Source organism: Nonomuraea roseola (genome assembly GCF_039535395.1).
Taxonomy (GTDB): Bacteria; Actinomycetota; Actinomycetes; order Streptosporangiales; family Streptosporangiaceae; genus Nonomuraea; species Nonomuraea roseola.
The window spans coordinates 4,947,931-4,968,689 of record NZ_BAAAXC010000015.1 but is presented as its reverse complement, the minus strand read 5'-3'; the positions used below and the strand labels follow the sequence as shown (position 1 = coordinate 4,968,689).

The window sequence follows — 20,759 nt, the reverse complement described above, 5'->3', positions numbered from 1 at the left end:
CGCGGCGGCCGGTGACCCGGCCGCCGCTGTCATATCGACGGTGGAGCACGATGGACGAACTTATTACGTATGGCCCTCAGCTGCTCGAGGGTTTCCTGGAGAACATCAAGCTCTCCCTCGTGGCCGGGGTGTTCGCGCTCATCGTCGGCACGCTGCTGGTGGCGATGCGCGTCTCGCCGACCCCCGTGCTGCGCGCGGCGGGCACGGTCTACGTCAACGTCGTACGGAACACGCCGCTGACGCTGGTGCTGGCCTTTTCCGCGCTGGGCCTGAGCGACACACTCGGACTGGTTTTCTCCGGTGTGCCGCGCACCAACTCGTTCTGGATCGTGTCGCTGGGCCTGGGGGCCTACACCGCGGCCTTCGTCTGCGAGGCGCTGCGGTCCGGTATCAACACCGTCCCCACCGGGCAGGCCGAGGCGGCCAGGGCGATCGGGCTGACGTTCTTCCAGACGCTCACGCTGATCATCCTGCCGCAGGCCTTCCGCGCGGTGGTGGCCCCGCTGGGCAGCGTGTTCATCGCGATGATCAAGAACACCACGGTCGCCACGGCGGGCGGGCTCCTCACCGAGTCCGCGGCGAACATGAAGGAGATCTTTGACACCACCGGTGCCTCGATCCCGATCTTCCTGGGCATCGTGGCGGGCTTCATGATCCTGACCATGCCCATCGGCTTCTTCACTGGCTGGCTCTCCCAGCGCCTGGCGGTGGTCCGATGAGCACCTCGGTCCTGTTCGACACCCCTGGCCCGCGCGCGAGAGTCCGCAACGCCCTGCTGACCGTCCTCGGCGTCGTGCTGGTCGGAACCGTCCTGTACCTCATCTACGCGGGCTTCGACGCCAAGAACCAGTGGGACGGCCGCATCTGGGAGCCCTTCCTCCGGGCCGAGACGTGGGAGTTCTACATCATCCCCGGCCTGATCGGCACGTTGAGGGCCGCGGCGGTCGCAGCCGTCCTCGCGCTGATCTTCGGCGCGGTGTTCGGCCTGGCCAGGCTCTCCGACCACCGGTGGATCAGGATCCCGGCAGGAGCGGTCGTCGAGATCTTCCGCAGCATCCCGCTGCTGCTGCTGATCTTCTTCATCTTCTACCTGGCGCCCTCGCTCTTCGGTGGCGGCGACTACGCCTTCATCGCCCTGGTCACCGCCCTGATGCTCTACAACGGCTCGGTGCTGGCCGAGGTGGTCAGGGCGGGCGTGCGCGCCGTGCCGAAGGGACAGTCCGAGGCGGCCTACTCCGTCGGCATGCGCAAGAACCAGGTGATGCGCCTGGTTCTGCTTCCGCAGGCGGTGACGGCCATGATGCCGGCGATCGTCAGCCAGCTGGTGGTGCTGCTCAAGGACACCGCCCTCGGCTACATCATCGCCTACGTCGACCTGCTCAACACCGGGTTCAAGATCCTGCCCGCGGCCTTCTTCGGCTCGCTGATCCCGGCCGCGATCGTCATCGGCATCATCTACATCGGGCTCAACATGGCGCTGAGCGCGCTGGCCAACTGGCTGGAGAAGCGCAGCAGGCGCAGCCGCAAGACCGCGGCTCCGCCCGTGGCCCCGCCGGGCGCGTCGGTTCTCGGCGTCGGCCCGGGCGCGGGCAGCGGCGCGGGAGCCGAAGCCGTGGCGACGATGGAGTAAGGGCCACGGGAGGCATGGTTTTCGGGCAGGATGCCGCTATGCCTCTCTGGCCTTCTCCCATCTCCACCACCGATGTCGCGAGCTCGGGCCTGCGCCTGGCCTGGCCGTCCGTCGTGGGTGACGAGGTCTGGTGGACCGAGGACCGGCCCGACGAGGGCGGCCGCACCACCATCGTGCACAGGGCCGCCGACGGCACCCGCACCTCGCTGCTGCCCGCCCCGTGGAACGCCCGCTCCAGGGTCCACGAGTACGGCGGGCAGCCCTACCTCGTCACTCCCCGTGGCGTGGTCTTCGTCAACTTCGACGACCAGCGCCTCTATCTCGCCACCTCGGGTGAGCCCACACCGCTCACCCCCGACGACGGCTCCCGCTACGCCGACCTGCACCTGGGTGAAGGCCACCTGTGGTGCGTGCGCGAACGCCACGACGGCAAGGTCACCCGCTCCATCGTCTCGGTCCCCCTCGAAGGGGGCGAACCACGTGAACTGGTGACCGGCAGCGACTTCTACGCCTTCCCCACCCTCTCCCCCGACGGCCTGCACCTGGCCTACATCTGCTGGAACCACCCGCGCATGCCGTGGAACGGCACCGAGCTGCGCGTCACCCGCCTGGCCGACGGCAACTCCTGGACCGTCAAGGGAGGCTCCACCGAGTCGGTTCTGGCGCCGCAATGGAAGGACGACAGCCACCTCTACGTGGTCTCCGACTGGTCGGGCTGGTGGAACCTCTACCAGATCGGCATCTACGGCACCTCCTCCCAGGCGCTCCACCCCGCCGAGGAGGAGTTCGCCTGGCCGCTGTGGCAGCTGGGCGGCAGGCCGTACCTCGTGCTGGCCGACGGACGGCTCGCGGTTCTGCACGGCCAGGGCGACCTGCGCCTGGGCATCCTCGACCCCGAGACGGGCGAGCTGCGCGACCTCGACGTGCCGTACTCAGGGTGGGACCCTGCCCTGTCCGCCGACGGCGCCACCCTGGTCGGAGTCGCGTACGGCGCGGCGATCCCCCGCTCGATCGCCAGGCTCGACACGGTGACCGGCAGGGTGGAGGGGCTGCGGCGCGACATCGGTGAACTGCCCGACGTGGCCTACCTGCCCTCCGCCGAGCCCGTGGAGTTCCTCAGCGAGTTCGGACGGCACGTCCACGCGTTCCTCTACCGGCCCGCCAACCCCGAGGCCACGGCCGAGGGGCCCACCCCTTACGTGGTGTTCGTGCACGGCGGGCCCACCGGGCACAGCAACTCCGCGCTCGACCTGGAGAAGGCGTTCTTCACCTCGCGCGGCATCGGGGTGATCGACGTCAACTACGGAGGCTCCACCGGCTACGGCAGGGCCTACCGCGACAGGCTGCGCGGCCAGTGGGGCGTCGTCGACGTCGAGGACACCGTCGCCGCCGCCGAATGGCTGGCCGCCGAGGGCCTGGCCGACCCTGCGCGCATCGCGGTCAGGGGCGGCAGCGCGGGCGGCTGGACGGTGATGGCCGCCTGCTGCAGGTCCTCCGTGTTCGCCGGAGGGGTGTCCTACTACGGGGTCAGCGCGCTCGCCGCGCTCAACGCCGCCACCCACGACTTCGAGTCGCGCTACACCGAGTGGCTGGTCGGCCCCGAGGACCCCGCCCTCTACGCGAGCCGCGAGCCTCTCGCGCTGGCCGACGGCGTGACCTGCCCGATGCTGCTGCTCCAGGGGCTGGACGACCCCGTGGTGCCGCCTTCGCAGTCGTCGGCGTTCGCCGACGCACTGTCGGAGCGCGGGGTGGCGTGCACGTACCTGTCGTTCGAGGGCGAGTCGCACGGCTTTCGCCGCATGGAGACGCGCACCGCTGCCCTGGCCGCCGAGCTGGCCTTCTACCAGCAGGTCTTCGGCATGTACTGAGCCGCTGCCCTCTTCGAGGGTTTCGACGTAGCGGCGGGAAGCGGAGTCCCGCTGGAGGACGCGTGGCGCGACGGGCGGTCACCGGTGACCGCGGTGGCCTCTTCTGGGCTGTGCCGTACGGGATGAAAGGGGATCTAGCGGGCGAACTCCGTCGCGCGCGACTCGCGGACGACGGTGATGCGGATCTGGCCGGGATAGGTGAGCTCCTCCTCCACCTGCTTGGCCACGTCACGGGCGATCACCTGCGCCTGGATGTCGTCGATGGCGTCCGGCTTCACCATGACGCGGATCTCGCGCCCCGCCTGCATGGCGAACACCTTCTCCACGCCCTCGTAGGAGGTGGCGATCTCCTCGAGTCGCTCCAGCCTCTTCACGTACGCCTCGAGCGACTCACGGCGGGCGCCCGGCCTGGAGCCGCTGATCGCGTCGGCCGCCTGGGTGAGCACGGCCTCCACCGTGCGCACCTCGACCTCGTTGTGGTGCGCCTCGATCGCGTGCACGACGTCCTCGTGCTCGCCGTACCGCCTGGCGATCTCCGCGCCGATCAGTGCGTGGCTGCCCTCGACCTCGTGCGTCAGCGCCTTGCCGATGTCGTGCAGCAGCGCGCACCGCTTCATCAGCGACTGGCTCATGCGGAGCTCCGCCGCCATGATCCCGGCGATGTGCGCGGACTCGATGAGGTGCTTCAGCACGTTCTGCCCGTAGGAGGTGCGATACCTCAACTGTCCGAGCAGCAGCGTCAGCTCCGGGTGCATGTCCGTGATGCCGAGCTCCACCAGCGCGTCCTCGCCCGCCCTCGCGCACAGGTCCTGCACCTCGGCGCGGCTGCGGTCGTAGGCCTCCTCGATGCGCTGCGGGTGGATGCGCCCGTCCAGTACGAGCTTCTCCAGCGTGAGCCGCGCCGTCTCCCTCCGCACCGGATCGAAACACGACAGCAGCACCGCCTCGGGCGTGTCATCGATGATCAGGTTGACCCCGGTCGTCGACTCGAACGCCCTGATGTTGCGCCCCTCACGGCCGATGATCCGGCCCTTCATCTCGTCACCCGGCAGGTGCAGGACGCTCACCACGGACTCGGCTGTCTGCTCCGCCGCGATGCGCTGCACGGCCAGCGTCACGATCTTGGTGGCCCGCTTCTCGCCCTCCTTGCGGGCGTCGCCCTCGATCTCCCTGACGATCAGCGCCGCCTCACGCTTGGCCTGGTTCTCGATCTCCCTGACCAGCTCGCTCTTGGCCTGCTCGGAGGTCAGCCCCGCCACCCGTTCGAGGATCGCCCTGCGCTCACCCTCGACCTGCAGCAGCTCCTCGCGCCTGTCGGCCAGCTCCGTCTCGGTCTCGGCCAGCTTCCTGGCGCGTTCGACCTGCCTGCGCGCCTCCTCGTCGAGGCGCTGCTCCCGCTCGGCCAGACGGCTCTCCCTGCGTTCGAGGTCGGAGCGCAACTCCTTGAGCTCGTTCTTGAGGATGCGGCTCTCCTCTTCGACCTCCTTACGCATCTGCGCGGCACTCTCAGCGGCCATCTCCGACCTGCGCACGATCTCACCGGCGTCGGACTGCGCCTTGTCCCTGATCAGTACGGCTTCGCGCCGCGCCTCCTCCAGCTCGCTGTGCACCTCGGCCAACTGATCGGGCGACGGTTTGGAGACGGGTGGCGAAGCCAGCGCGGCGGTTCGGCGCAGAAGTATGACAAACGCGACGATCATCACGCATGCCAGCAGGAGCACTGCCACCGCCAGCACCACGACAGGCGTCTCCATGTGCGCCCCGCCCTCCTCGCGTCATAGATGTGCCCAAACGCTCCAGGAGGGGTCACGCGCACAGCACAGATCGCCCCAACGGTGTTGCCACCAGGACAAATATCAAGCCAAGGCAGACGCGGCACCGACTGAACAGCCGGCACCTTGCCTTCCCTGGGTCAATCGAGCTCGCTCGTCCGTAGTTCACCGGTATGGCAATCCGCACTGCGCGGAGTAACTCCTCACTGCCGTCGAGGTTATGCGTCGAAGAGGTAACGGGCAAGCAAAGACGTGCTGTCAAGCGCGCCCTACCGTCGAATCGAACACAAACCGTACGATCTTGCCGGATATAGCCGACATGCCCTCATTTACCCAGCTAACTCGGTCCTGACGCCCCATGCCGGCACCCGCCTGAAGAGTTTCCGAGGCCCCACAGACGTCCCACCCCTGCGGGCAACGGCCTCGGGCCACCGGACGCGTAACCGATCCCGCCCTGGCAGCCGGAGGCGTAGCCGATCCCGCCCGGCAGCACAGGCATACCGACCCGCAACGCAGACATGCCGACCCGCAACGCAGACATGCCGACCCGCGACGCAGGCATCCCAACCGCGACGCAGGCGCGCCACCGCAGAGCACGCATGCCAACCGCAGCACAGACGGGACGACCGACCAGGCAAGCGCACCAACCGCGCAGCGCAGACATGCCACCGCAGATGGGACCACGGGGAGCAGGCGCACCAACCGCAGAGCAGACGGGGCGACCGCACAGCAGGTTGGGGACCACCGAGAAGGCAGGCGCATCAACCGCAGAGCAGGCCTGCCTACCCGCAGCACAGACGAGACGACCCGCAGAGCAAGCCTCCCGACCGCAGCCCCAACACTGCCACCGAAGGCAGGCGTGCCGACCGAAGGCAGGCGTGGGGAGATTTCAAGAGACGCCGCTCGGACACGTGCAGAGGAGAGGAGCCCGACAAGGTCATCCCGGCGTTACGGGAAGTCGTCCTCGATCTCGACGCCTTCGCTCTCCAGCGCCTCGCGAACCACCCGATAGGCCAGCCCCGCGCCATACCCCTTGCGTGCCAGCATCCCCGCCAGCCGTCGAGTACGGACCTGCGCGTCGAGCCCTCGCGTCGAGGCCAGCTTGCGCTCCACCAGCCTGCGGGCGGTGTCCGCCTCCTGGTCGGAGTCAACCCGCTCCACGGCCTCGTTGACCGTGTCGCTGTCGACCCCCCTGTGCCGCAGCTCGGCCGCCAGCGCCCGCCGGGCCAGCCCTCGCCCGTGGTGCCGTGAGTCCACCCACGCCTCGGCGAACGCCTCGTCGTTGATCAGGCCCAACTCCGTGAACCGATCGAGTACGGCGTCGGCGGCCTCGTCGGGCACCTCGCGCTTCCGCAACGCCTCGGCGAGCTGCGCCCTGGTCTTGGGCCCCATGGTGAGCAGCCTCAGACAGATCGCCCTCGCGACCGATTCGGGATTCGCCGGAGGACCCGAGGCAGCCCCTGAGCCCTCATCGGGCCCCTCCGGCCCGCCGGAACGCCTCCTCGACGAGCCCCGGCGCGCGCCACCGCCACCGCGCCGCCCACCCGAGCGCCGCCCTTCACGCGGCCCCTCAGTCTCCGAACCCGCACCGCCCTCACGACCCCCGTAGCCTCCCGGGCCATCACTGAACAGCCCCATCGTGGGAGCGGCGTCCTCGTAGTGACGGGAGTCGTCTTCGGGCTGGCGCTCCGAGGCAGCCGAATAACCCCGGAAGCCGTCACGCGGCCGGCCGTCCGCAGCAGCCGAATAGCCCTCGAAGCCGTCACCCGGCGAATCGGTCGAAGCGGCCGGATGGTCCTGGGAGGATTCGGACGGCTGGTCGGCCGAAGCGCCTACATAACCCTGAGCCCGGTCACCCGACCGACCACTCGGAGCCGCCGAATAGCCCTGGAAGTGATCGGACGGCTGATCGGTCGAAGCGGCCACATAACCCTGAGCCCGGCCAGCCCACTGACCGCTCGGAGCCGCAGAATAGCCCTGGGAATGATCGGACGGCTGGTCGGTCGAAGCGCCCGCATAGCCCTGGGCTTGGTCAGCCGACTGACCGCTTGGAGCAGCCCAAGAGCTCCCCCGGGGATCGGCTGACCGGCCGGTCGGGGCAGCGTGATCCCGCGCCCATTCAGGGGGCTCTCCAGTCGAGTCGAAGGGGTCGCCGACGTCTCGAGGGGAGGTGTTGGCGCGGCGAGTGGCTCTGCGCGGGCGACGGCGGGGGGTCGACCCGTCGTCACCGGAGGCCAGGCCGCGCTGCGGGCGGTCGCCGTCATCGCCGGAAGCCAGCCCCGAGTACGGCCCGCCGCCGTCGTCACCGGAGTCCAGCCAGCCGTGTGACCGACCGCCATCGTCGCCCGAGCCGAGGCCTCCCTCAGGGATGGCCCACTCGCCCTCCACCCCCGCAGCCCGCTCACGCACCTTGCGCTTCGGACGGGTCGTGCGCCGGGTGACGTCCGGCCACGCGCCCCAGTCGCGGGACGCCCCCGGATGGTCGTCGGCTTCGCGTCCATGCCCGCCGCTCTGGTTCCCCCGACGGTCGATCCCGCGTCCAGCGCCTTCGGTCTCACGACCCCGAAGCTCGGCATCACGCCCAAGTTCAGCGGCTGGGCTCTCTCGGTGACCGGTTGGAGGCCGGGGGTCGTCGGGAAGCCGGCCCTCGGCGGCAGTCAGGAGGGCGTCGGGTGCCTGCGAATGACCGCTGTCTGCCCCCGGCCTGCGAGGTTCGGTGTTCTCCCGAGGGTCAGGGTCGTGGTCGCTTTTCGTGGCCTTCGTAGACCATGGGGAACGGCCGGTTGGTTCGAAGCGCCAGATCGGGCCGTCGTCCTCCGTGTCCCGTGACGCCCGGCGGCTCTTGCGGGCTCGGGTTGGGCGGGCGAGGTCGGCGACGCCGTCAGGGACGCTGGACCAAGCGTCCGTGCCCGCCTCGTCGCCGCCAGGGCCCCATCCGCCCGAACTCCACACGCCGGCAGCCGAGCGGTCCCCACTCCAGGTGTTGTCTGGCGAGCCGCTGCCGTCATCGGCCGACCCGCCGCCCAGGCCCCAGCTCTCCCGGGCCGACGAGTCCTGCGAACCCCAACCGTCCTGAGGCGTCGTGTCGTTCGAACCCCAGCCACCGGGGGGCGCGTTCGAACCCCAGCCGCTCTGGGGCGCCGAGTCGTTGGTGCTCCAGCCGTCCCGAGTCGCCGGGTTGTCGGTGGTCCAGCCCTCTGCGGTCGACGGGTCGTTGGCGGTCCAGCCGTTGTCGGCTCGTGTGACGTCCTGCCCCCAGCTTCGGGTAGCCGCTGCGCCTTCCTCACCCCACACGGGGGTATCCGATGCGCCGTCCGCGCCCTCGCCCAGACCGATCTGAGCCGATGGGCCGTCCGCTCCGCCACCGGGTCGACCCGATGCGCCGTCCGAACTCCCGGCCTTACCACTCGCCGCGCGAGCCGCCTCCGCACGGGCGCCGGGTGCCGGGCGGTCAGCAGCCGGGCCATCGCTCGCCGTGCCGGTCGCTGCCCCGCTGACGTCGGGCTCGGGCGTCATGTCGGCCGTGCCCCTGCCCTCGTCGTTCGCTTCCGCTCTCACGTCAGACACCGTGCCGTTCCGGGGTCGGGTGCTCGGCCTGATCGTGGTCGTTGGCGGTGGGCCCGCCGTCCCTCTGGGGGGCGGCGGGGTTCGGGCGGTGGGCGGGGGCCGGCGACATGCTCATGCCTCAGACCGGATCAGACGTCACCGGGCTTGGGCGTGGCGGCGGCCTTGGAACCACGGCCGGAGGGCGCGGCGGCGACCGGAGGAGCGGCCGGGGCCGCGGGAGCCTCGGCGGGGGCGTCGACACGCGGCCCCACACCCAGCTTCTCCTTGATCTTCTTCTCGATCTCGTTGGCCACGTCGGGGTGGTTGCGCAGGAAGTTGCGCGCGTTCTCCTTGCCCTGGCCGAGCTGGTCGCCCTCGTAGGTGTACCAGGCACCGGACTTGCGGACGAAGCCGTGCTCCACACCCATGTCGATGAGGCCGCCCTCGCGGGAGATGCCCACGCCGTAGAGGATGTCGAAGTCGGCGACGCGGAAGGGCGGCGCCATCTTGTTCTTGACGACCTTGACGCGGGTGCGGTTGCCGACCGCCTCCGTGCCGTCCTTCAGCGTCTCGATGCGGCGGATGTCGAGGCGGACCGAGGCGTAGAACTTCAGCGCCTTACCACCGGTCGTGGTCTCGGGCGAGCCGAACATGACGCCGATCTTCTCGCGCAGCTGGTTGATGAAGATGGCCGTGGTGCCGGTGTTGTTGAGCGCACCGGCGACCTTGCGCAGCGCCTGGGACATCAGGCGGGCCTGGAGACCGACGTGGCTGTCGCCCATCTCGCCCTCGATCTCGGCCTTGGGCACCAGGGCCGCGACCGAGTCGATGACGATGATGTCGACGGCGCCCGAGCGGATCAGCATGTCGGCGATCTCGAGCGCCTGCTCACCGGTGTCGGGCTGGGAGACGAGCAGGGCGTCGGTGTCGACGCCGAGCTTCTTGGCGTATTCGGGGTCGAGGGCGTGCTCGGCGTCGATGAACGCCGCGATGCCGCCCGCCCGCTGCGCGTTGGCCACCGCGTGCAGCGCGACCGTGGTCTTACCACTGGACTCGGGACCGTAGACCTCGATGATGCGGCCCCTGGGGAAGCCGCCGATGCCGAGCGCGACATCGAGTGCGATCGAGCCGGTCGGCGTCACCTCGATGGGAGCCCTGACGTCATCGCCGAGGCGCATGACGGAGCCCTTGCCGAACTGCCGCTCGATCTGTGCGAGGGCAGTCTCAAGGGCCTTCTCGCGGTCGTTGATAGCCATGGGAACTCCCCTGGAGGGTCGTGTCTGGTCGGTCGAGTGAAAGCTACGCGGTGGGACCGACAATTTTCCGCCGAGCCGTGCAGGAAGCGGTTCGGCGAGCTTCATAGTAGCCGAACGGCTGTTCGATGGCGCCCCGAACACGCCGAGTCGCAAGACATTCCCTGACATTACGCCGGGCGTGTTGCCATGGCCGCTGAGCTGGGGAGATCCTTAGGAAAAGGTCGAGAGGCGGCGACGTGACGAGCACCTACACCGGGCAGCGGCGTACCCAACTGGAGGCGCTCGCCGAGCTGCTCCCCGCCCACGCGCTCGTCGGGCGCATGGTCGGTGGAGACGATCCCGTGCTGTGGGTCTGGCATCCGCGCACGGGCCGGCAGACGATCATTTTCGCGACGCCGTCGACGTCGGCGTGGGTCTTCCTGTGGTCGCCGGGCGGCCACGGCACGGCCGACGACCTCGAAGGGACGGTACGCGCGGTCGCGGCGGTCCTAGCCGACGGCGAATGACCCTCGCAGTGCGGACACCGTGGCCGTGAGGCCGTCGGAGGCGGCGCGGTCGAGGGCTGCGGTGAGCGTCTGCTCGTAGAGGTCGCTCGCCCCGTCCTTCCGCTCCCTCCCCGCCTCGGTGATGACGGTGTAGACGCCACGGCGGTCGTTGGCGCACAGGTCGCGGCGGGTGAGCCCGGCGGCCTCCAGCCGTCCGACCAGGCGGGTGACGGAGCTCTGGTTGAGCCCGAGCAGGTCGGCCAGCTCCTGCATGCGCAGCTCGCCGCTCCTGGCCGTCGACAGGTGGCACAGCGCGCGATACTCCGACAGGCCGAGGCCGTGCCGCTGCAGGGCCGCGGCCAGTTCGTGCTCCACTCTGGCGTGCAGCCGTACCACTCCGACCCACATGTCGTCGTCGAGCGTCGCCATCTGTCTCCCCTCCCGTGTTGACATCCATTCTATGTGTATGCACAGAATATGTATGTGCATACAAGAACTCAAGCATGGACCTACCTTCTTATCGCCGCCGTCTTCGAGGTGGTCTTCGCCCTGGGCACCAACGCCACCGAGGGCTTCACCCGGCTCGGCCCCTCCCTGCTCACCGTGGCCGCCGCGGCGGGCGGCATCTTCTTCCTCAGCCTGGCGCTCAGGACACTCGACGTGGGTGTCGGCTACACCGTCTGGACGGGCATCGGCTCGGTCGGCACCGTCGTGTTCGGCACCGTGATCTTCGGTGAGTCGCTGAGCGCGTGGAAGGTGCTGGCCTTCCTTCTGATCATCGGCGGGGTCCTCGGCCTCAAGCTTGCCGACCGCCTCTCCCCCTCCACCACCGCCTGAGGAGTGACTGTCATGGCCTGGATCTATCTCTCCATCGCGATCGTCTTCGAGGTCGCCTTCGCGCTCGGCACCAACGCCACACAGGGCTTCACCCGGCTGTGGCCGTCCGTCTTCACACTGATGGCGGCGGCCGGCGGGATCTTCACCCTCAGCCTGGCGCTCAGGACACTCGACGTGGGCGTCGGCTACACCATCTGGACCGGCGTCGGCTCCATCGGCACCGTGCTCCTCGGCGCGCTGATCTACAAGGAGCGGATCACCGCCGCCAAGCTGGTGTCCTTCGCCGCGATCATCGGCGGGATCGTGCTGCTCAAGCTCTCCGCAGGTGTCTGAGCACGAATCCGACCCGCTCCCGTACGGCGAGGCGGGGCAGCTCGACCAGCGAGTAGCCGTAGTCGAGGTACGCCTCCGTGACCCGGTCGTAGGTCAGGGAGGCCTCCTCGAGCGTCTGCCTGCGCTCGGCGTCGTTCTCGAAGATCTCCGGCCACGGGGGCGCGACGAAGACCTCGTGGTGGTAGCGGAAGCTCTTCGCAGCGGCGTCGACGTGCGCGGGGACCGGCCGCCCCTCCAGACGCAGGTAGCCCACGACGTCGGGCACTCCCCTGTCGAAGAAGACGGGCCCCTCCTCGTCCTGGGCCGCGCGGTGCGAGCGCAGCTCCCACTGGAGCATCACCTCGGCGAACAGGGCGGGGTCGAGCCAGGGCAGCGCGGGGCCGCCGATCGCGACCTGGTCCTGGATGATCGCGCGGCCGGCCTCCTCCGTACGGCGGAAGCCCGCCGCCTCCAGCCCGTCGATGAGTGTGCTCTTGCCCGCTCCCGGCCCTCCCGTGACCACGACGAACGTCATCGGCCGTGCTCCCTCCCCTTGCACGGCAGGCTCAGCGCAGGCGGCTCGACACGTCCTCCACCTGGCACACCGCCCGCCAGACCTCCTTCGCGCTCACGCCCTGCGCGAGCGCCTGCTCGACCGTTCGTCCCCCCCAGGGGCGCGATCACGTAGTCGCGGGCCCACGACTCAGCGTAGGGATCGCCGAAGTGGGCGCGCATCCGTCTCCAGAACTCGGTCAGGCGCATGCCACCAAGTATGGAACCCGCCGCCGGATGGGTAGGACAAGCCTCATGGCGAAAACCCCCAAATCGGCTCCCAAGCCGTCAGCCACCGCCAGGACACATCGGGAGCGTCGCCGCAGCCTGCTCCTCCAGCTGCGCCTCGCCGTACAGAAGGACAAGGCCGACCGCGCCGAACGGCACGCGGGCCTGAAGCGGCAACCACGGCAGGGCAGGCCGCGCGATCGCAGGGCGTCGAGGAGATAGACGTCTACAGCACGCGCGAGCCGTACATCTCTCCGAGATGGTCGGCGAGCAACTCCAGTCTGGCGCCGTCGGGGTCCCTGAAATAGATGGAGGCGCCGCTCTCGATCTGGTGCGGCACGCCGGCCATCTCCAGCTTGCCCTTCAGCCGTTCCCACGTGGCGGGGTCCACGGAGATCGCGATGTGGTGCAGCCCGCCGAGGACCTCCTGGTAGGGCGCGAGATCGAGGCCGGGGAAGTCGAAGAAGGCCAGCAGGTTGCCGTTGCCGATGTCGAAGAAGAAGTGGTTGGACCCCTTGTAGTCGCGGTTCTCGAAGATCTCCGTGAGCGGGAACTCCAGGAGGTCCTGGTAGAAGCGGATGGTCTGTTCCACATCGGAGGAGAGCAGCGCGAAGTGGTGCAGGCCGCGCGCACTGCTCGAGGGACGGTGCGGGAGGAGGTACTGCCGCCTGATGCGCTCGCGATCAGCCTCGATGGCCGAATGGTCGATGGTCACGTCGCTCACCTCTCCCGCTCTATGTCCCCGCAATTCCCGCCTCAATCGCGCATGGTGGCGACAATCTCCTTGACGATCTCGATCGTGGTGCCCGGGTGCAGGAAGGCGAACCTGGCGACGGTCTCACCCTCCCAGCCTGTCGGGGTGACGAATCCGACCTGTCCCGCGAGCAGGCGTTCCGACCAGGCGTAGTAGTCGTGAGAGGTCCATCCGCGGCGGCGGAAGAGCACGGCGGACAGCTCGGGATCGCGGATGAGCTCCAGGTGGTCGCTCTCCCTGATCAGCTCGGCGCTCTCCCTCGCCAGCGTGAGCCCCCGCTCGACGGCCTCGGTGTAGGCGTCGGTGCCGTTGACCGCCAGGGAGAACCACAGCGGCAGGCCGCGGGCCCGCCTGGTCAGGTGGTAGGCGTAGTCGGTGGGGTTCCACTCGCCGCCGTCGGTGTGCAGGACGTCCAGATACGAGGCGTCCTGCGTGTGTACGGCACGCGCCAGGCGCGGGTCGCGATAGATCAGCGCGGCGCAGTCGAACGGGGCGAACAGCCACTTGTGCGGGTCCACGACGAAGGAGTCGGCGTGCTCGATGCCCTCGTAGCGGTGGCGCACGGAGGGGGCGAACAGGCCCGCGCCGCCGTACGCGCCGTCGACGTGGAACCACAGGTTGCGCTCGCGGGCGACCTCGGCGACGCCCTTGAGGTCGTCGATGATGCCCGCGTTGGTGGTGCCCGAGGTGGCGACGACGCCGATGACGTTCTCCTGGCCTTCGAGCGCGCGCCGGAGGGCCTCGCCCGTGAGGCGGTGGTCCTCCGACGGCACGACCAGCGCCTCTACGCCGATGATGCGCAGGGTGTTGGAGATCGACGAGTGCGCCTGGTCGCTGACGGCGATCTTCGCGTTCGGCAGGCCGGCCGTGTCGCGGGCGACGACCAGGGCGGACAGGTTGGCCGCGCTGCCGCCCGAGACGAAGCAGCCGCCGGCGGTGCCAGGCATGCCCGCGCGGTCGGCGATGAGCCTCAGGACCTGGTTCTCCGCCGCGATGGCGCCCGAGGCCTCCAGCCAGCTGATGCCCTGCAGGGAGGCGCAGGAGACGACCATGTCGAACAGCAGCGCGGCCTTGGTGGGGGCGGCGGGGATGAAGGACAGGAAACGGTTGCTGTCTGCGGAGATGACCGCGCGCGAGAGCTGCTGGTCGTAGATGTCCAGGACCCTGGCGGGGTCGTTGCCCTTGGCCGTCATGAGTCCGGCGAGCGCCGCGTCCAGCTTGTCCTTCTCGCCCGGGTGGTCGAGGGGAACGGGATCGAGGGCGAGGCGCTGCCTCATGTAGTCGAAGACCAGGGTGGTGAGGCGCTCGTCATAGCTATGCACGCGTGCATTATGCGGATAAAACCGAAAAAGGGGTAAATAACGGGCAGCGATCTTCTTAACCGCCTGTCCGGGACGGCCCGTCGAGGTTTTGTCGGTACGGCGAGGCACCATGGGGGAATGAGCGCGCTCGACCACTTCAGCAGGATGACCCGTGACTGGTTCACCGGGGCCTTCCTGGCTCCCACGCAGGCCCAGGAGGGCGCGTGGGAGTCGATCGCGCGCGGCGACAACACGCTGGTCGTCGCGCCCACCGGGTCGGGCAAGACGCTGGCCGCCTTCCTGTGGTCGCTCGACCGGCTGGCGGCCGAACGAGTCGGTGTGGCCGGCCCCGCAGGCGCTCGCAGGTGCAGGGTGCTCTACGTCTCGCCGCTCAAGGCGCTGGCCGTCGACGTGGAGCGCAACCTTCGAGCTCCGCTGGCAGGGCTCAAGCAGACGGCGCGCAGGCTCGGCCTCGCCGTCCCCGAGATCTCGGTGGCGATCCGCTCCGGCGACACCTCGGCCGAGGATCGCAGGCGGTTCGCCAGCAAGCCGTCCGACATCCTCATCACCACGCCAGAGTCGCTGTTCCTGCTGCTCACCAGCCAGGCGCGCGAGGCGCTGCGCGGCGTCGAGACGGTGATCGTCGACGAGGTGCACGCGGTGGCCGCCACCAAGCGGGGCGCGCACCTCGCGCTCAGCCTGGAGCGGCTCGACGCCCTCCTCGAACGGCCCGCCCAGCGCATCGGGCTGTCGGCGACCGTGCGCCCCGTGAGCGAGGTGGCCGCCTTCCTGGGCGGAGCCCGGCCCGCCGCCGTGGTGCAGCCGCCTTCCGACAAGCGCATCGAGGTGCAGGTCGTCGTCCCGATCGAGGACATGACCGAGCTGGAGGCTCCGGCCGTCCCCGATCCTGAGGCGTTCGCGGCCGAGCCCGCGCGCCGCTCGATCTGGCCGCACGTGGAGGAGCGGCTCTTCGACCTGATCGAGGCGCACAGCTCGACGATCGTGTTCGCCAACTCGCGACGGCTGGCCGAACGGCTGTGCACACGGCTGAACGAGCTCGCCTACGAGCGGCAGCAGGGCGTGGAGGCGATCGACCTGTCGATCTGGGAGACCGTGCCCGAAGACCACGAAGACCTGGGGCCCGACGATCCTCGCCTGACGACCGATCCCGAGGCTCGTCGGCCCGGTTCGGAGGTGGCGGAGGGACCGGCGGCTCGGCGTCCTGGTGGAGAGGTGACCGCGGCGGGGGCGCGACGGGCGCCTGCGGAGATGATGGCGCAGGCCGGAGCGAGCAAGGGCGCGGTCCCCGAGATCGTGCGCGCCCACCACGGGTCGGTCTCCAAGGAGGAGCGGGCGCAGATCGAGGAGGCGCTGAAGTCGGGACGGCTGCCCGCCGTGGTGGCCACCTCCAGCCTCGAGCTCGGCATCGACATGGGCGCCGTCGACCTGGTCGCCTGCGTGGAGGCGCCACCCAGCGTGGCCAGCGGCCTGCAGCGCATCGGCAGGGCAGGCCACCAGGTGGGCGCGGTCTCCAAGGGCGTGATCTTCCCCAAGTACCGCGGCGACCTGATCCAGACCGCCGTCGTCGCCGAGCGCATGCAGAGCGGCGAGATCGAGGAGATGCGCTACCCGCGCAACCCGCTCGACGTGCTCGCTCAGCAGATCGTCGCCATGACCGCGCTCGAGGACTGGACGGTCGACGAGCTCGAGGAGGTCGTGAAGCGGGCCGCGCCGTACGCCACGCTGCCGAGGAGCGCCCTGGAGGCCACGCTCGACATGCTGGCGGGGCGCTATCCGAGCGAGGAGTTCGCCGAGCTGCGTCCGCGGCTGGTCTGGGACAGGGTGACGGGCGTGCTGCAGGGCCGTCCGGGAGCGCAACGGCTGGCGGTGACCAACGGCGGCACGATCCCCGACCGCGGGCTGTTCGGCGTGTTCCTGGTCGGCGAGAAGGGGTCGAGGGTCGGCGAGCTCGACGAGGAGATGGTCTACGAGTCGAGGGCGGGCGACGTGTTCGTCCTCGGCGCCACGTCCTGGCGGATCGAGGACATCACCTCCGACAGGGTGCTGGTCTCCCCCGCTCCCGGTCAGCCGGGCAAGCTGCCGTTCTGGCACGGCGACGCGCCAGGGCGGCCCGCCGAGCTGGGCAGGGCGATCGGCGCGTTCCTGAGGGAGCTGTCAGCCGAGGCGGCTCCCGTCGGCGCGAAGGGCGCCGAACCTTCCAGCAAGAAGTCTTCGGGGCCCGGGTCTTCCGGCAAGGCGGGAGCCGGGTCTTCCGGCAAGGCGGGAGCCGGGTCCTCGGGCAAGGCAGGAACCGGGTCCTCAGGCACGTCGGCCAGGTCTCGTGCCAAGGCGGCCGAGTCTGCGAGCAGGGTCGATGCCCATGCGTCGGAAACCGTCTCCGTCGAGCGGACAACGGAGGCCCGCTCGACGGAGACGGTGGAGACCGAACGGCAGGCCGAAACCGGCTCGACGAGGGTTGCGCAGGCGAAGGACGAGGCCGTCTCCGGGCGGAGGGGTGGGGCTGCCTCGCCGGAGACCGCTGGAGGAAAGCCCGGGAACGGTTCGTCGGAGACGGCCGGGCCAAAGGCGGGCGGGGCGGTCGAGCGGATGCGGGCGGCGGGGCTCGACGAGTGGGCTGCCGGCAACCTGCTCTCCTACCTGAGCGAGCAGCGCGAGGCGACCGGCTACGTGCCCGACGACCGCACGCTGCTCGTCGAGCGCTTCCACGACGAGCTGGGCGACTGGCGGGTGGTGATCCACTCCCCCTACGGCGCGCGTGTGCACGCCCCCTGGGCGCTGGCCATCAACCGGCGGCTGCGCGAGCGCTACGGCGTCGACGTGCAGGCCGTGCACTCCGACGACGGCATCGTGCTGCGCATCCCCGACACGCTGGCCGAGCCCCCGAGCGACGTGGCCGCCTTCGACGCCGACGAGATCGAGCAGATCGTCACCGAGGAGCTGGGCGGCTCGGCGCTGTTCGCCTCGCGTTTCAGGGAGTGCGCGGGACGGTCGCTGCTGCTGCCCCGCCGTACGCCGGGCAAGCGGACCCCGCTGTGGCAGCAGCGCCAGCGGGCCGCGCACCTGCTGGGGGTGGCCTCGAAGTACGCGAGCTTCCCCGTGGTGCTGGAGACGATGCGCGAGTGCCTTCAGGACGTCTTCGACGTGCCCGGCCTGGTGCGCCTCATGCGCGACATCGCGGCGCGACGCGTGCGGGTGGTGGAGGTGGAGACCTCGCAGGCCTCGCCGTTCGCGGCGTCGCTGCTGTTCCACTACATCGGCGCGTTCATGTACGAGGGCGACGCGCCGCTGGCCGAGCGGCGGGCGCAGGCGCTCGCGCTCGACACGACGCTGCTGGCCGAGCTGCTCGGCCAGGCGGACCTGCGCGAGCTGCTCGACCCCGACGTGATCGCCGACGCCGAGCGCGAGCTGGCCAGGCTCGACAGGCCGCTGCGTGACGCGGAGGACCTCGCCGACCTGCTGCGCTCGCACGGCCCCCTGCTGGCGGCCGACGTGAGCGTGCGAGGCGGCGACCCGGGCTGGCTGTCCGATCTCGAGCGGGCGCGCAGGGCGATCAGCGTGCGCGTCGCCGGTGAGGAGCAGTGGGCCGCGATCGAGGACTCCGCCAGACTGCGCGACGCCCTCGGCGCGCCGCTTCCTGTCGGCATCCCGCACGCCTTCCTCGAGCCGGTGGCCGATCCGCTCGGCGACCTCGTCGCCAGGCACGCCCGTACACGTGGCCCCTTCCACGCGGGCACGGCCGCCGCCAGGTTCGGGCTCGGCGTCGCCGTGGTCACCGACGCGCTGCGCAGGCTCGCCGCCTCGGGCCGGGTGGTGAACGGCGAGTTCAGGCCGGGAGGGCGCGGCGAGGAGTGGTGCGACGCCGGGGTTCTCAGGCTGCTGCGGCGCAGGTCGCTGGCCCGGCTGCGCAAGGAGGTCGAGCCGGTCCCGCACGAGACGCTCGCCCTGTTCGCGCCGACGTGGCACGGCATCACAGGCCGCGGCGGTCAGGCGCCGAGGTCCACGCCAGGCGGGGCGATCAGCTCGGCCAGGTCGATGGACGCGCTGGTCAACGCCATCGAGCAGTTGCAGGGCGCCGCGGTGCCCGCCTCCTCGCTCGAGACGCTGGTGCTGCCCTCCAGGGTGCCCGGCTACCATCCCGCGCTGCTCGACGAACTGACCTCCTCCGGCGAGGTGATCTGGGCGGGTCAGGGATCGCTGCCCGGCGGCGACGGCTGGGTCTCGCTCTTCTTCGCCGACACCGCCCCTCTCCTGCTCCCCACCCCTGCCGAGATCACGATGACGCCGCTGCACGAGCAGGTGCTCGACGCGCTCGGCGGCGGTGGCGCGCTGTTCTTCCGCGGTCTGTCCGACCGGGTCGGCTCGATGGACGACCTGACGCTGACCACCGCCCTCTGGGACCTCGTGTGGTCGGGCAGGGTCTCGGGTGACACGCTCGCGCCGCTCAGGGCGACGCTCGGCTCGGGCCGTCCCGCCCACCGTCCCGCCACCACCAGGCGGCGGCGGGCGGTGCTGCCGAGCAGGAGCGGCTCTCCGCTGGTGGGCGGCCGGTGGTGGCTGCTGCCCTCCGCCTCGCCCGACACCACTCAGCGCGCGCACGCGCAGGCCGAGGTCCTGCTCGAACGGCACGGCGTGGTGACCAGGGGCGCGGTGATGGCCGAGCGGCTGCCAGGCGGGTTCGCCGCGGTGTACCAGGTGCTCAGGGCCTTCGAGGAGAGCGGACGCTGCCGTCGCGGCTACTTCGTCGAGGGGCTCGGCGGTGCCCAGTTCGCCCTGCCCGGCGCCGTCGACCGCATGCGGGCCCTCTCCCCCAACGCCTCGGGCTCCTTCGCCGACACGGGGTCGGGGCAGAGCGCGGTGGTGCTGGCCTCAGCCGACCCCGCCAACCCGTACGGCGCGGCGCTCCCCTGGCCCACTCGCCCAGGCGAGGTGGGGCACAAGCCGGGCCGGAAGGCGGGAGCGCTCGTCGTGCTGGTGGACGGGCATCTCGTGCTGTACGTCGAGCGGGGCGGCAAGACGTTGCTGTCGTTCGCCGACGATGGACGGCTGCGGCCGGCGGTGGACGCGCTGGCGCTGGCCGTACGCGACGGGGCGCTCGGAAAGCTGACGGTCGAGCGGGCCGACGGCGGCTCGATCACCGACTCGCCGCTGGCGGCGGCGCTGGAGGAGGCCGGCTTCCACCCCACCCCCCGAGGCCTGCGCCTACGCGCCTGACCTTCCCCGGCTCTCCACCCACACCGGGGTATGGCTGGCGAAAGCGGCGAGCGGGCAGGGGGTTAGCGTGGGGTCCATGGTGTGGACTGCGGCGGAGATTCCCGACCTGTCGGGGAAGACGGCGATCGTGACGGGCGCCAACAGCGGTATCGGCATGATCGCGGCGGGCGAGCTGGCCAGGCGGGGCGCCGCCACGGTGCTGGCCTGCAGGGACACGGCCAAGGGAGAGGCGGCCAGGTCCCGCATGCTCGCGGCGGGGCCCAAGGGCTCGATCGAGGTCAGACGGCTGGACCTCGCCGATCTGTCCTCGGTGCGGGAGTTCGCCGCGACCGTGGAGGGCGACGTCGACATCCTGCTCAACAACGCCGGCGTGATGGCGCTGCCGTACAGGAAGACGGTCGACGGGTTCGAGATGCAGTTCGGCACCAACCATCTCGGGCACTTCGCGCTGACGGGGCTGTTGCTTCCGCGGCTGCGCGGCAGGGTCGTGACGGTGAGCAGCCTCGTGCACGTCGGCGGCAGGATGCGGTTCGACGACCTGAACGCCGAGCGCGGCTACCGGAGGTGGTCGGCCTACTCGCAGTCGAAGCTGGCCAACCTGCTGTTCGCCTACGAGCTGGAGCGCCGGGCGGGCGGGCGGCTGACCAGCGTGGCGGCCCACCCCGGCTACTCCTCGACGAACCTGCAGACGGCAGGCCCGCGCATGGCCGGCGACAAGCTCGCGGAGCTGGGACAGACGGCGTTCAACGCGCTCTTCGCGCAGAGCGCCGAGCGAGGGGCGCTGCCGCTGCTGTTCGCGGCGACCGCGCCCGGCCTGCCCGGCGGGAGCTACGTGGGTCCGGATGGGCCCTTCGAGGTGTGGGGCTATCCCAAGATCGTCAACTCCTCGCCCGCGTCGAAGGACGAGGCGGCCGCAGCCCGATTGTGGGAAATTTCGGAACAGCTGACGAATGTCAGCTATTCGTTCGCGGACTAAGGCAGACTTC

Annotated in this window: 17 protein-coding genes and 1 pseudogene; 9 read left to right on the top strand and 9 right to left on the bottom strand. The window is 70.4% G+C overall.

Annotated features, from left to right (window positions below; all coding sequences use genetic code 11):
- Nucleotides 1-50: 50 nt before the first annotated feature.
- The 3 genes from ABFX55_RS46930 to ABFX55_RS46920 are packed head-to-tail and all read left to right on the top strand — an operon-like array spanning nt 51 to nt 3,498.
- The gene (locus ABFX55_RS46930) at nt 51-719 is read left to right on the top strand and encodes an amino acid ABC transporter permease (RefSeq protein ID WP_183657598.1); all 669 of its coding nucleotides are present in this window, start codon (nt 51-53) and stop codon (nt 717-719) included.
- The gene (locus ABFX55_RS46925) at nt 716-1,630 is read left to right on the top strand and encodes an amino acid ABC transporter permease (RefSeq protein WP_346130417.1); all 915 of its coding nucleotides are present in this window, start codon (nt 716-718) and stop codon (nt 1,628-1,630) included. Before ABFX55_RS46930 ends, ABFX55_RS46925 begins: the two co-directional genes overlap by 4 nt.
- A 38-nt stretch (nt 1,631-1,668) precedes the next feature.
- Complete coding sequence (locus ABFX55_RS46920) at nt 1,669-3,498, top strand: S9 family peptidase (protein WP_346130415.1); 1,830 nt, start codon at nt 1,669-1,671, stop codon at nt 3,496-3,498.
- Between the two features lie 134 nt (nt 3,499-3,632).
- Here ABFX55_RS46920 and rny read toward each other — a convergent pair whose 3' ends face one another.
- The 4 genes from rny to recA form a co-directional block, all read right to left on the bottom strand.
- Nucleotides 3,633-5,252 carry a ribonuclease Y gene (gene rny, locus ABFX55_RS46915; RefSeq protein ID WP_346130413.1) on the bottom strand — a complete coding sequence of 540 codons (1,620 nt, stop codon included), beginning with the start codon at nt 5,250-5,252 and terminating at the stop codon, nt 3,633-3,635.
- Between the two features lie 966 nt (nt 5,253-6,218).
- On the bottom strand, nt 6,219-6,908 hold the full coding sequence (recX, locus tag ABFX55_RS50105) for a recombination regulator RecX (protein WP_379479198.1): 690 nt from the start codon (nt 6,906-6,908) through the stop codon (nt 6,219-6,221).
- A 1,921-nt stretch (nt 6,909-8,829) separates the two neighbouring features.
- Nucleotides 8,830-8,952 carry a hypothetical protein gene (locus tag ABFX55_RS46905; protein ID WP_346130410.1) on the bottom strand — a complete coding sequence of 41 codons (123 nt, stop codon included), beginning with the start codon at nt 8,950-8,952 and terminating at the stop codon, nt 8,830-8,832.
- A 13-nt stretch (nt 8,953-8,965) separates the two neighbouring features.
- Nucleotides 8,966-10,072 carry a recombinase RecA gene (gene recA / locus ABFX55_RS46900; protein ID WP_183657590.1) on the bottom strand — a complete coding sequence of 369 codons (1,107 nt, stop codon included), beginning with the start codon at nt 10,070-10,072 and terminating at the stop codon, nt 8,966-8,968.
- Between the two features lie 236 nt (nt 10,073-10,308).
- Here recA and ABFX55_RS46895 point away from each other — a divergent pair, with 236 nt between their 5' ends.
- Nucleotides 10,309-10,578, top strand: a complete 270-nt coding sequence (locus ABFX55_RS46895) for a hypothetical protein (protein WP_346130408.1) — start codon at nt 10,309-10,311, stop codon at nt 10,576-10,578.
- Here the strand turns inward: ABFX55_RS46895 and ABFX55_RS46890 are convergent.
- Nucleotides 10,561-10,986, bottom strand: coding sequence for a MarR family winged helix-turn-helix transcriptional regulator (locus tag ABFX55_RS46890; RefSeq protein WP_346130406.1), 426 nt, complete (start codon nt 10,984-10,986; stop codon nt 10,561-10,563). The two genes, ABFX55_RS46895 and ABFX55_RS46890, sit on opposite strands and share 18 nt — an antisense overlap.
- Nucleotides 10,987-11,040: 54 nt before the next feature.
- Here ABFX55_RS46890 and ABFX55_RS46885 point away from each other — a divergent pair, with 54 nt between their 5' ends.
- A complete protein-coding gene (locus ABFX55_RS46885; RefSeq protein WP_346130405.1) occupies nt 11,041-11,394 on the top strand; it encodes a DMT family transporter in 354 nt (117 codons plus the stop codon).
- Nucleotides 11,395-11,406: 12 nt separating this feature from the next.
- Nucleotides 11,407-11,727: a DMT family transporter gene (locus ABFX55_RS46880; protein WP_346130403.1), complete on the top strand. Its 321-nt coding sequence runs from the start codon at nt 11,407-11,409 to the stop codon at nt 11,725-11,727.
- Here the strand turns inward: ABFX55_RS46880 and ABFX55_RS46875 are convergent.
- On the bottom strand, nt 11,705-12,241 hold the full coding sequence (locus tag ABFX55_RS46875) for an AAA family ATPase (RefSeq protein ID WP_346130402.1): 537 nt from the start codon (nt 12,239-12,241) through the stop codon (nt 11,705-11,707). The two genes, ABFX55_RS46880 and ABFX55_RS46875, sit on opposite strands and share 23 nt — an antisense overlap.
- A 31-nt stretch (nt 12,242-12,272) precedes the next feature.
- Nucleotides 12,273-12,468, bottom strand: a pseudogene (locus ABFX55_RS46870) (DUF3046 domain-containing protein).
- Nucleotides 12,469-12,513: 45 nt separating this feature from the next.
- Between ABFX55_RS46870 and ABFX55_RS46865 the strand changes: the two are divergent.
- Nucleotides 12,514-12,708: a hypothetical protein gene (locus ABFX55_RS46865; protein WP_183657573.1), complete on the top strand. Its 195-nt coding sequence runs from the start codon at nt 12,514-12,516 to the stop codon at nt 12,706-12,708.
- Between the two features lie 4 nt (nt 12,709-12,712).
- Here the strand turns inward: ABFX55_RS46865 and ABFX55_RS46860 are convergent, their stop codons facing one another.
- Together ABFX55_RS46860 and ABFX55_RS46855 are read right to left on the bottom strand one after the other, a co-directional pair.
- Nucleotides 12,713-13,201, bottom strand: coding sequence for a VOC family protein (locus ABFX55_RS46860; protein WP_183657570.1), 489 nt, complete (start codon nt 13,199-13,201; stop codon nt 12,713-12,715).
- Nucleotides 13,202-13,242: 41 nt separating this feature from the next.
- Nucleotides 13,243-14,562: a pyridoxal phosphate-dependent decarboxylase family protein gene (locus ABFX55_RS46855; RefSeq protein WP_346130400.1), complete on the bottom strand. Its 1,320-nt coding sequence runs from the start codon at nt 14,560-14,562 to the stop codon at nt 13,243-13,245.
- Nucleotides 14,563-14,679: 117 nt separating this feature from the next.
- On the opposite strand from ABFX55_RS46855, the gene ABFX55_RS46850 reads away from it, so the two are divergent.
- Nucleotides 14,680-19,773, top strand: coding sequence for an Lhr family helicase (locus tag ABFX55_RS46850; RefSeq protein ID WP_346130398.1), 5,094 nt, complete (start codon nt 14,680-14,682; stop codon nt 19,771-19,773).
- Nucleotides 19,774-19,849: 76 nt separating this feature from the next.
- Nucleotides 19,850-20,749: an oxidoreductase gene (locus ABFX55_RS46845; RefSeq protein ID WP_346130396.1), complete on the top strand. Its 900-nt coding sequence runs from the start codon at nt 19,850-19,852 to the stop codon at nt 20,747-20,749.
- Nucleotides 20,750-20,759: the final 10 nt, after the last annotated feature.